Origin of the sequence: Streptomyces sp. NPDC005863 (assembly GCF_042871345.1) — a bacterium.
In the GTDB taxonomy this organism is placed as follows: domain Bacteria; phylum Actinomycetota; class Actinomycetes; order Streptomycetales; family Streptomycetaceae; genus Streptomyces.
In genome coordinates, this window is the sequence record NZ_JBIAII010000011.1 from 115787 (window position 1) to 126314 (window position 10528).

The 10528-nt window shown below is 73.7% G+C and carries 9 protein-coding genes; 7 read left to right on the plus strand and 2 right to left on the minus strand.

Annotated features, from left to right (window positions below; genetic code table 11):
• The first annotated feature begins 47 nt into the window (after window positions 1-47).
• From ACFYO9_RS31115 to ACFYO9_RS31130, 4 genes are all read left to right on the plus strand, one after another.
• Window positions 48-908 (plus strand): glucose 1-dehydrogenase, encoded by an 861-nt coding sequence (locus tag ACFYO9_RS31115; protein ID WP_358777654.1) that lies wholly within the window; start codon window positions 48-50, stop codon window positions 906-908.
• A gap of 64 nt (window positions 909-972) precedes the next feature.
• Window positions 973-1767, plus strand: coding sequence for an SGNH/GDSL hydrolase family protein (locus tag ACFYO9_RS31120; protein WP_355818035.1), 795 nt, complete (start codon window positions 973-975; stop codon window positions 1765-1767).
• A gap of 186 nt (window positions 1768-1953) precedes the next feature.
• Window positions 1954-2727 (plus strand): antibiotic biosynthesis monooxygenase, encoded by a 774-nt coding sequence (locus ACFYO9_RS31125; protein WP_355818038.1) that lies wholly within the window; start codon window positions 1954-1956, stop codon window positions 2725-2727.
• A 490-nt stretch (window positions 2728-3217) separates the two neighbouring features.
• Window positions 3218-3844, plus strand: coding sequence for an SRPBCC domain-containing protein (locus ACFYO9_RS31130; protein ID WP_358777655.1), 627 nt, complete (start codon window positions 3218-3220; stop codon window positions 3842-3844).
• A 31-nt stretch (window positions 3845-3875) separates the two neighbouring features.
• Here the strand turns inward: ACFYO9_RS31130 and ACFYO9_RS31135 are convergent, their stop codons facing one another.
• A complete protein-coding gene (locus tag ACFYO9_RS31135) occupies window positions 3876-5729 on the minus strand; it encodes an endonuclease/exonuclease/phosphatase family protein (protein WP_358777656.1) in 1854 nt (617 codons plus the stop codon).
• Window positions 5730-5967: 238 nt separating this feature from the next.
• Here ACFYO9_RS31135 and ACFYO9_RS31140 point away from each other — a divergent pair, with 238 nt between their 5' ends.
• Window positions 5968-7425 carry a hypothetical protein gene (locus tag ACFYO9_RS31140; protein ID WP_358710989.1) on the plus strand — a complete coding sequence of 486 codons (1458 nt, stop codon included), beginning with the start codon at window positions 5968-5970 and terminating at the stop codon, window positions 7423-7425.
• Between the two features lie 172 nt (window positions 7426-7597).
• Here ACFYO9_RS31140 and ACFYO9_RS31145 read toward each other — a convergent pair whose 3' ends face one another.
• Window positions 7598-8377, minus strand: coding sequence for an SDR family oxidoreductase (locus ACFYO9_RS31145; protein ID WP_358777657.1), 780 nt, complete (start codon window positions 8375-8377; stop codon window positions 7598-7600).
• Between the two features lie 114 nt (window positions 8378-8491).
• Between ACFYO9_RS31145 and ACFYO9_RS31150 the strand changes: the two genes are divergently transcribed.
• Both ACFYO9_RS31150 and ACFYO9_RS31155 read left to right on the plus strand, forming a co-directional pair.
• Window positions 8492-9961, plus strand: a complete 1470-nt coding sequence (locus ACFYO9_RS31150) for an alkaline phosphatase PhoX (protein ID WP_358777658.1) — start codon at window positions 8492-8494, stop codon at window positions 9959-9961.
• 194 nt (window positions 9962-10155) lie between these two features.
• Window positions 10156-10383, plus strand: coding sequence for a CarD family transcriptional regulator (locus tag ACFYO9_RS31155; protein WP_355818053.1), 228 nt, complete (start codon window positions 10156-10158; stop codon window positions 10381-10383).
• Window positions 10384-10528 lie beyond the last annotated feature (145 nt).

Consider the following 10528-nt stretch of genomic DNA (forward strand, 5'->3'; position numbering starts at 1 on the left):
TCGACGCGGGCGCCGACAGGCCGGACGACACAGAGGCTTGAGGCTCGATGAACGACAACAACGGCGAGAGCACCGGCGGCACCGCCACGCACACGATCCGCGGCGGCACGGCCACGCGCACGATCCGCGGCGGCACGGCCACGCGCACGATCCGCGGCGGCGACGGCCGGACCGAGGAGCGGCGGGTCGCCCTGGTGACCGGCTCCTCCTCCGGGATCGGCGCCGCCGTGGCCCGCCGTCTCGCCGCCGCCGGCGTGCGCGTGGTGGTCAACTCCGCCACGTCGGTGGCGGCCGGCAGGAAGCTGGCGGCCGAACTGCCGGACGCCGTCTACGTGCGGGCGAGCGTCGCCGACGAGGCCGACGCCACACGTCTCGTGCAGAGCGCCGTCGACACGTACGGACGCCTGGACATCCTGGTCAACTGCGCCGGGACCACCCGGTTCATCGACCACGACGACCTCGCGGCCGCCCGCCCCGAGGTGTGGCGGGAGCTGTACGACGTCAACGTCATCGGCGTGTGGCAGACCATCACCGCGGCCGTGCCGCATCTGCGGGCGAGCGGCGCGGGCAGCATCGTCAACATCTCCTCGCAGGCGGGCGTGCGGCCGAACGGCAGCTCCATCCCGTACGCGGTCAGCAAGGCCGCCGTGAACCACATGACCAAGCTGCTCGCCAAGACGCTCGGCCCCGAGGTGCGGGTCAACGCGGTGGCGCCCGGCATGATCGACACTCCCTGGTTCGACGGCGTCGAGGGCATCGAGGAGTCCATGGCGGCGGTGGCGGACCGGCTCCCGCTGGGCCGGATCGGGTGCCCCGAGGACATCGCCGGGGCGGTGGCCGACCTCACCAACTCCTCGTACATCACCGGGGAAGTACTGCTGGTGGACGGCGGGGGTCACCTGCTGTGAGCAGGAACGGGGGGCCGGGCGGGCGCGCATTGACGGCTACGGGCCGCTGCAGCAAGCTCTGGCCATGACCCGCACACCGCACCACTCGTACGCGCGCTACGTCGCCATCGGCGACAGTCAGACGGAAGGGCTCGGGGACGGCGACGACACGCACGGCCACCGCGGCTGGGCCGACCGGCTCGCCGAGATTCTCGCCGCCGGGCACCCGGAGTTCACGTACGCCAACCTCGCCGTGCGCGGCCGTCGCACGGCGGGGATCAAGGCGGAGCAACTGGGGCCCGCCCTCGCCCTGAAGCCGGATCTGGTGACGGTCATGGCCGGGATGAACGACCTGGTGCGGCCGGGGTTCGACGCCGGGCTCGTCGCCGCCGACATCGAGGAGATGTTCACCGAACTCACCGCGGCCGGGGCCCAGGTGGCGACCGTGACCTTCCCCGATCTCGGGCGCATCTCGCCGCTCGCGCGGCGCGCGCTGCCCCGCGTCCTGGACCTCAACGCCCGTATCCGCGCGGCCGCCGACCGGCACGGGGTGACCGTGTTCGACACGTTCCCGCACCGCCTCACCACCGATCCGCGGCTGTGGAGCGGCGACCGGCTGCACGCGAGTCCGCTCGGCCACGCCAGGATCGCGGCGGGCATGGCGGGCGCGCTCGGCGTCATCGGGCGCGACGACTGGCTGAGCCCGCTGCCTCCCCTGGCCCCGGTGTCCGTGCTGGGGGCGGCGACGGCGGAGGCGCGGTGGTTCGCCGGCTTCATGGGGCCCTGGGTGTGGCGGAGGATCCGCGGGCGCTCGTCGGGGGACGGCCGGGAGGCGAAGCGCCCCGAGCTGGAGCCCGTGGTGGCGCGGGACCGCGCGTGAGGCGATGGGCGGTGGGTGCGGGGGCGGGTGCGGGTGGCGGATGAGGCGGTGGGTGGTGGATGAGGGGGCATGACGTCGACCGTGCGGGCTTGACCTCAACCGTGGTTGAAGTTGGAGCGTTGTCCCTGACACCGCCGGGGCGGCCCCCGCGCCGGCGCCGACAACTCCCGTAAGGACGGCCCCGCCATGCCCGCGACCCCCACCACCCCCGCCACCCTCACCACCGGGACCCACCCCCGTCCCGCCCGCCCCGACGCCGGCCTCACCTTCATCAGTACGTGGAGCACGGGCTCGCCCGAGCGGCAGCGGGCCACCCTGGACGCCATCGCCACGGCCTGGGGGAGCCGCCCCTGGCCGCACGAGGGGCTGCTCTCGTACGCGGTGTACGCGGGCGCCGACGGCTCGACCGTCCTGCACCACTCGCAGTGGCGGGACGAAGCCGCCTACCAGGAGTTCTTCGCGCACTCCGGCAACGGCAGGGACGCCAGGAACGCCGACATCGACGCGGCCGTGCCGGGCATCGCGCGGCTCGGCCTGAACAAGACGCGGCTGTACCGCAGTTGGACCGGCAACCGTGAGGGTGACGGGGACGGTGACGGCGGGCGCGAGGGGCGCGAGCCGGGCACGGTCGTCATCGTGCAGATCGACTTCGACGGGCCCGACGCGGACCGGCAGCGCGCCTGGGTCGACGGTGTGGTCGAGGCCCTGGACACCGACCCGGCCGGCCACCCCGGCCTGCTCTCCGCGCACTTCCACGTCAGCACGGACGGCCGGCGGGTCGTCAACTACGCCGAGTGGGAGAGCGAGCAGGCCCACGTCGACGCGCTCGCCGCGGCCGGCGACGGCGTCGGCTCGCCGACACCGCACTGGCGGCGGGTGCAGGACTTCCCCGGCGTGGTCCGCGACGACGCGGTGGCCCGGTACCGGTTCACGTACGGCTTCGTACCGAGCAATACGTAGTTTTCGGCCACCGCGGGGACCGCGGCGCCGCCCGCCTGGACAGTGATTGGCGTCGGCGGGACGGTGGAACCATGCGCGACGTCACCGTGATCGAGGCCACCACCCTCGGGGGACCCTCATGAGCGGCGAGGACGGGGCCGGCGACGGCCGGACGGGCAGGTCCGGGAGGCCTGAGAGGCCTGAGAGGCCTGAGAGGCCTGAGAGGCCTGAGAGGCCCGCGAGGCCTGAGAGGTTCACGAGGTCGGAGAGGCCCGGCAGGCGCAGGCCCGGCCGGGGCAGGCCCGCCACCGGAGCCGGAGCCGGAGCCGAAGCCGGAGCCGGAGTCGGAGCCGCCCGACTCGGAGCCACCGGCCCCGGGGCCCCCGGCGAGACCCGTGCCGCCGACGGGGGCGGCCAGGCGTTCGAGATCGTCCGGGAGCTGGAGGTCGAGGGCTCACCGGGCCAGCTGTGGGCCGCCCTCACCACCGGCACCGCCGGCTGGCTGTGGCCCATGGAGTACGAGCCCCGCGAGGGCGGTGCCGCCCCCTCCGGCGGCACCGTCACCCGCTGGGACCCGCCCCGCCACCTCGGCGCCCGGGTCGAGGACCCGGACCGGGTGCCGGGCCAGAGCCTCAACCAGCTCGACCTGACCCTCGAACCCCGCGACGGTGGGCGCCGCACCTGGCTGCGCTATGTGCGCGGCGGCATCTTCACCGGCGCGGCGGACGACCGGTACGACGGCGCCGCCCGGCACACCGACTTCCATCTGCACACGCTCGGCCAGTACATGGCGTACTTCGCGGGCCGCCCCGTCGCCTTCTCCGGCGTGCACGGCCCGCTCGCCTCCCGCGCCCCGGACGCCTTCGTCCGCCTGGCCCGCGCGCTCGGCCTGCCCGACGACGCCACGGACGGCGCCCGCGTCCGCGCACAGGCGCCCGGCGGCGACCTCGACGCGGTGATCGACTTCCGCAGCCGGTACTTCATCGGCCTGCGCACGGACGAGACGCTGCACCGCTTCTTCGGCCGCAACCACTTCGGCGCCCCCGTCGGCGTCAGCGTCCACGACTTCGGCGCGCACGCGAACGCCAAGGGCACCGAACTGGCCTGGCAGGACTGGCTCGACCACCTCTACGGCTGAGCCGGCCCCGCCACGCCGTCAGGGCCACGCGTCAGGGCTTGAACCGCAGCACCTGCGGGTCGTGGTCGCTGTTCTGCCGGGCGAACTCCGCGTTGATGTGCACGCTGTCGTAATGGAAGTCGTCGCCCACCCCCGGGCTGGTCAGGATCTGGTCCAGGACCTGCGAGTTGCCCTGGTAGACGTACGAGTAACGCTCGCTGCGCGGCAGCGAACGGACCGCCGAGCGCAGTGCGCCACCGTCCTCCAGGGCCTTGGTGGCCGCCGAGAACTCGTGGTCGTTGATGTCGCCGAGGACGACGACGTCGGCGTTCCGCTGGACCTTGCGGAGGTCCTTCACGAAGCCGTTCACGGCCTGCGCCTGGCGCAGCCGCTTGGCCTCCGACGAGCGCACCGGCGGCTGGTGCTGTGAGGTGAGACCCTCGTCGCCGCCCTTGGACCCGAAGTGGTTGGCGATCACGAAGACGGTGCGGCCGCGGAAGACGAACTCGCCGGCCAGCGGCTTGCGGCTGTCCGCCCACGCGTCGTTCAGCGGGTCCACCCGGCCCGGCGAGTGGCTCAGCGCGGCCCGCTTCCCCGCGCGCACGACCTCGGTGGGCGTCGTGGCGTCGCCGGGCGCGCGCTCGGTGAAGGAGACTCGCTCGGGGTTGTAGAGGAAGACCTGCCGGATGTTGCCGCCCGGCTCGCCGCCGTCCTTGTTGTTCTGCGGGTCGACGGAGCGCCACGCGTAGCGCGGCCCGCCCGCGGCGACGACCGCGTCGGTGAACTTCTTCAGGGTCGCCTCGGCGGAGACCGTGCCGTCGTTCTTCGCGCCGTTGTCGTCCTGGATCTCCTCCAGGGCGACGATGTCGGGCGAGGAGAGGTTGGAGACCACGGCCCCGGCGAGCGCGTCGAACTTGGTCTGCGGGTCGGTCGGGTCGAGGTTCTCCACGTTGTACGTGGCCACGGCGAGCTCACCCTTGCTCTGCCGCCGCGTCCTCTCGCGCTCAAGCCCCTTGTCGACGACGTCGCCGAGTTCGCGCGCCACCAGGGTGTAGCCGCCGAACTGGTTGAAGTCCAGGGGCCCTTCGGCGCCGCCGCGCAGCACGTCACCCACGTTCGCCGTGGGGAAGGGCTGCTGGGAGACCGGCGCGAGCTGCTGGATCTGCAACCGCCCGCCGTTCTGCGCGCGGTACGAGCCGTAGACGGTGCCGCCGCGCCGGTCGGCGTTCTCGTGCGGCTTCACCGTCACCCAGAGCTCGTTGTACGCGTCCGTCGCACCGACCACGCGCGAGCTGCCGACCCGTACGTTCATGCCCTCCAGGGACTCGTACCGGTCCAGGGCGTACGAACGGGGCCTGAGCGGCAGCGCGTTGATGCTGCCGCCCTGCGCCGCGTCACCCCGCGGCGCGTACGCGGCGGGCACCGACTTCGCGTCGAGCGTGACGGGCGCGGGCAGCGCGTTGCCGGACGACTCCACGGTCACCGTCGGCTTGGTGATCTGGGTGAGGGACTGGTTGCCGGAGCCTGCGCCCCCGGGCACGTACTCCCCGACCGTCCCGGAGACCCGGACCGCGTCCCCCGGCGCGACGGTGGGCGCCGCCGAGCCGGTGAAGACGAAGACGGCCTCACTGGTGGCCGGGTCGTCGTCGGCCGTGCCCTTGGCGGACTGGATCCAGAACCCCTTGGAGCCGTAGCCGCGGACGCCGGTCACGATCCCCGCGACGTCCGTGACCTGCTGTCCCGCGAGCGGCGAGACACGGGTGGTGCCCTGGATGTCGTGGATGCGGACCACGTCGGCGGAGGCGGCGGGCGAGGTGGCCACGACCAGTCCCGCCGCGAGCGCGGTGGCGACGACGGTCCCGACGGCGGCGGATCTCGTGGCGCGGGACGACGGTATGTGAGGCATCGGTTCAGCTCCGGATGAGGGTGAGAGGTACGGAGTTTCGGCACGGGCCCGGGTGGGGCCTCTACGCGCGTCAATCTCTTGTGCGACCAGGGGAGTTGTCAAGGTTCTCCGGGGGCGCTTTGCCTGTACGTCACCTGACAGGGACATGAACCGGGCCGCATGCTGCCAAATCCGTCTAGGCTTGCGCCTTGCCGATCCGAACCTTCGGCGTCCCGCACCTTCGGAGGAGAACCAGCCGATGTCCGTAAGTCCCGCCACCCTGCCGCCGGTGCTGCTGCACTCCGAAGCGGATCTCGCGCGGGCCGCGCTCGCCACGCCGCTGCTGTCCCGCGCCGTGCGGCTCGCCCGCTGGGCGGGGCCCGACACCCGGGTCGGCGCGGGCGGCGAGCTCGTCGACGCCCAGCTCCCGGCGGCCGCTGCCGAGCTGGGTCTCGCCCCGGACGACGCGGACGCCGCCGCGTACACCGGTGAGGCCTGGCGGGTCGCGGTCGACACCGGGCTCGTCGAGGTCACGGACGCGGAGGAAGACGGCGCGGAGGGCACCGTCACCCAGGGCGAGGACCTCGCGCTGCTCTCCGCGGGCGGCCCGCAAGACGTCCTCGGCATCTGGCTCGGCGCCCTCGACACCGTGTACGCGGACGCCACCGTGCCCGACATGGAGAACCTCCTCGACGTCCTGGAGGAGAACGGCGAGGTCAACTTCGACGAGCTCGGCTGGGACCCGCAGGCCGAGGCGGACTTCCTCGACGGCGTGCTCGGCAACCTCTACCTGCTCACCGTGGGGGACGCCGCGGCCGGCGCGGGCCCGGTGCCGCTGCCCGCGCTCGCCGCCTCGATGATCGTCCCCGACGACATGGGCGAGCCCACGGACGACGTCCTGGAGCAGGTGTCGGACGCGATGATGAAGCTCGACGACCAGTTCCGGCTCTTCGAGCCGCTCGGCCTCGTCGAGTACCAGCCGGTCGACGAGGCGCTGATGGCCGACGTCGACGACGAGAGCGCCGAGGAGCCCCCTCCGCTCGACGACGAGGACGTCAGTCGCTACGGAATGGTCCGCCTCACCCCGCTCGGCCTGTACGGCATCCGCGCCCGCATGCTGGAGGCCGGCGTCGACGCGCCCGCCGTCGGCGACCTCGCGGACAAGGGCGCCGACGCGCTCCTGGAGGGCACGTCCGGCTTCCCGCAGGCCGCCGCCCAGGCGGAGATCGAGCAGTGGCTCACCCGGCACGAACCGCTGGGCGCCGCCGGTGAGTTGCTGGCCGCCGCGCGCGGCGGCGACGAGGGCGCGCCGCTGCGCAGGCTCCGCTGCCAGCAGGCGCTCTCCCTGGTCGGCGACGAGGCGGAGCCCGCGCTGCGCGCCGTCCTCGACGACCCGGAGCTCGGCGGCCTCGCCCGGGTGTGGCTCGCCGAGCACGGCGCCGCGGACGTGCCCGCGCCCTCGGAGGCGCTCATCTTCTGGCTGACCATCGACACGCTCGCAGCCCAGCTCGCCGTCGAGGGCAACTCGGACGAGCTGCAGGGCCTGGTCGAGGGCCTCGCGGAGCAGCACAGCGGGTTCTTCGCCACGGCGTGGCGGGTCGAGCACCCCGCCACGGCGGACGTCCTGGAGGCGATGGGCCGCCTGCACCCCGACAAGAAGGTGGCGAAGGAGGCCCGCAAGGCGGCCTTCAAGGCGAGGTCGCAGCAGGGTCTGTAACGGGGCCTGAGGGGGCTGGGGGGCCTGTAAGGGGGCTTCGTGCCCCGTGACCCCAGTCCTCGCCCCCTCGGTCCTCGAACAGTCCTCGAACAGTCCTAGAACGCCGGACGGGCCATCTCCCTCGGCCCGTCCGGCGCCCTGCCTCAGGTCTCGATCTCTGTCCCGGCCGGCCTCACGTCCGCAGATGCGACGCGCCGTTCAGGTCGAGCACCGTGCCCGACGCCCACTCGGCCGCCGGCGACGCCAGCCACAGCACCGCCGCCGCGATCTCCTCGGCCGTCCCCGCCCGCCCGAACGGGCTCTGCGCACGGATCGCCGCCCCCTCCGCCCCGCTCAGCCGGTGCGCCACCCGCTCCGTCTCGAAGAAGCCGGGCGCCACCGACGCCACCGCGATCCCGTGCGGGGCGAGGGACACGGCGAGCGACTGGCCGAGCGCGTGCACGGCCGCCTTCGTCGCGCCGTACGCGGGGTGGTCAGGCTCGCCGCGGAAGGCGCCGCGCGAGCCGATGTTCACGATCCGGCCGCCCGTGCCCCGGTCGATCATGCGGCGGGCCGCGAGGTGGCTGAGGTGCGCCGTGGCCAGCAGGTTCACCGAGACGTGCCGCTGCCACAGGGCCGCCCACTCCTCGTACGACGTCTCGGCGAGCGGGTGCGGCAGGTTCACGGCGGCGTTGTTCACCAGGACGTCGATGCCGCCGAGCCCCTCGGCCGCCCGCTCCGCCACGTCCGCCGCGCCCGCCGCGTCCGACAGGTCGCCGCCCACCAGGACGTGCCCCTCGCCGGCCAGCGAGGCCAGCGTCGCCCGCGCGTCCTCCTCGCGCGAGCCGTAGTGCACGGCGACCCGGTCGCCGTTGTCGGCGAAGGCGCGGGCGAGGGCGCGGCCGAGGCCACGGGAGGCCCCGCTGATCAGGACGCGGCGGCCGGAGCCCGGCAGCTTCTCGGGCAGGTTCATGGAAGGCGGCCCTTCTTCGTCGGACGGTGTTCAACCGCCGTTTATACGCGAGCGGGACGGTGGCGCCGACAGCAGCCCGGCCGTGCACAGCCGTTCCGCGCCTCAGGAGGAACCATGTCGCTCACCCGCAGGGACTTCACCAGACGCTCCGCGATCACCGGAGCGGGGGTCGCCCTGGCCGGCAGCGTCGGCGCTCTCGCCACCGCGCCCGGTGCGCTGGCCGCGACGGACCTCCAGGAGGCCGGTGATCCGGCGGACGCCCAGGAGGCGGGACACGCCCCGGACCACGGCCACGCCCCCGGCTACGGCCCGCTGATCCCCGACCCCGAGGGCCTGCTCGCGCTGCCCGCCGGATTCTCGTACCGCGTCCTCACGCACAGCGGCAGGACGCGACTGGAGACCGGCGAGTTCACCCCGTCCCACCACGACGGCACCGCGGCCTTCGGCGGCCCGCGCGGTACGACGCTCCTCGTCAACAACCACGAGCTGAGCGGCCCCCGGAGCAAGTGGCCGCACCCCGTACCGCTCACCGAGGGCCTCGTCTACGACCCCGCCGCGGCCGGCGGCTGCACCGTCGTCGAGGTCCGCCGCGACGGGCACGTCGCCGAGTGGGTGGGCATCGCCGGCACCGCCACCAACTGCGCGGGCGGCTCCACCCCGTGGGGCACCTGGCTCACCTGCGAGGAGACCGAGGACAAGGCCGGCCGGAACGGCATGACCAAGGACCACGGCTACGTCTTCGAGGTCGACCCCGTGGACCGGCGGGCCAACCGTGCCCCCAAGCCGATCAAGGCGCTGGGCCGTTACGCCCACGAGGCCGTCGTCGTCGATCCCCGGCGGGGCCACCTCTACCTCACCGAGGACGCGTCCGGCCCCAACGGCCTGCTCTACCGCTGGACGCCGCCGCACGGCTTCGAGCACGGCCGCGGCAGGCTGCGCCGCCTCGCCGACGACGCGGGCGTCCTGAAGGCCCCCAAGTGCTACGACTCCGGCGGCCGGTTCGTCGACGACCTGTCCCGCGCCACGAAGACCGGCACGGTGTACGGCGTGGACTGGGTGGAGGTGCCCGACCGCGACGCCCGTACGGTCCCGGTGCGCGAGCAGTTCGACGACGGCGACATCACGCGGGCCCGCAAGCTGGAGGGCATGTGGTGGGGCGACGGCGGCGTCTATGTCGTCTCCTCCTTCGCCCGCGGCGAGAGCCCCGTGCCGCACGACGGGCAGGTGTGGTTCTACCACCCCGGCCGCCGCACCCTCACCCTGAAGGTGCTGTTCGGCGTCAACCCGGGCCCGGGCAGGGACGACGCCTTCGACGGCCCCGACAACATCACCGTCTCGCCCTACGGCGGCCTGGTCATCGCCGAGGACGGCGAGGGCGTCCAGCACCTGTTCGGCGCGACGGAGAGCGGCCGCACGTATCCGATCGCCCGCAACGAACTCAACGCGGGCACCGAGGAAAAGCCCGAGTACAGCGAATTCACCGGCGTCACGTTCTCCCCGGACGGCAGAACGCTCTACGCCAACATCCAGACGCCCGGCATCATGCTGGCGATCACAGGGCCGTGGCGCCGCCGACGGGGCTGAGACCGGTGTTTTCCGCGGATACGGTCGGTGGCCGGAAGGGAGCGGTCCGTCACGGGCATCCCCCGTTCGGGCGGTATCGCACGGCAGACGGAGAGCCCGATCCCCGTGGCTTGTGTGTCTGTTCCATACCGATGTGAGGGCAGTGTGAGCACGGAGCATGGTGCCGCGACCGCTCGGGGGCTCATACTGCAAACATGACGAGGCCCCCCGGCTCGCGCCGCCACCTGCCGAACAGTCCCTTCAACGTGCCCGCCCCGCCCGCCCCACCAGTGGAGCACTTCGAGGTGGGTGACCGGGTCTCCCATGACCAGTACGGCCTTGGGAGGATCGTGGGCGTCGAAGGAGAGGACGCTGTGGTCATCGACTTCGCGGGCCGTCAGGGACGGTTCCTGAGTCCTTACCCGAAGCTGTCCAAGCTCTGATCGTTGTGGCAGAGCTCTGATCACGACTGAGGGGCGGGGGGGGGGCCCCCCCCCCCCCCCCCCCCCCCCCCCCCCCCCCCCCCCCCCCCCCCCCCCCCCCCCCCCCCCCCCCCCCCACACCCCCCCCCCCCCCCGCCCACAACCC

Bases quoted from the DNA above. Each gene is read 5' to 3' on its own strand.
- ACFYO9_RS31130 (WP_358777655.1), top strand. From the start codon at position 3,218: ATGGAGTACGAGCCCCGCGAGGGCGGTGCCGCCCCCTCCGGCGGCACC.
- ACFYO9_RS31120 (WP_355818035.1), top strand. From the start codon at position 973: ATGACCCGCACACCGCACCACTCGTACGCGCGCTACGTCGCCATCGGC.
- ACFYO9_RS31145 (WP_358777657.1), bottom strand. From the start codon at position 8,377: ATGAACCTGCCCGAGAAGCTGCCGGGCTCCGGCCGCCGCGTCCTGATC.
- ACFYO9_RS31150 (WP_358777658.1), top strand. From the start codon at position 8,492: ATGTCGCTCACCCGCAGGGACTTCACCAGACGCTCCGCGATCACCGGA.
- ACFYO9_RS31125 (WP_355818038.1), top strand. From the start codon at position 1,954: ATGCCCGCGACCCCCACCACCCCCGCCACCCTCACCACCGGGACCCAC.
- ACFYO9_RS31115 (WP_358777654.1), top strand. From the start codon at position 48: ATGAACGACAACAACGGCGAGAGCACCGGCGGCACCGCCACGCACACG.
- ACFYO9_RS31140 (WP_358710989.1), top strand. From the start codon at position 5,968: ATGTCCGTAAGTCCCGCCACCCTGCCGCCGGTGCTGCTGCACTCCGAA.
- ACFYO9_RS31155 (WP_355818053.1), top strand. From the start codon at position 10,156: ATGACGAGGCCCCCCGGCTCGCGCCGCCACCTGCCGAACAGTCCCTTC.
- ACFYO9_RS31135 (WP_358777656.1), bottom strand. From the start codon at position 5,729: ATGCCTCACATACCGTCGTCCCGCGCCACGAGATCCGCCGCCGTCGGG.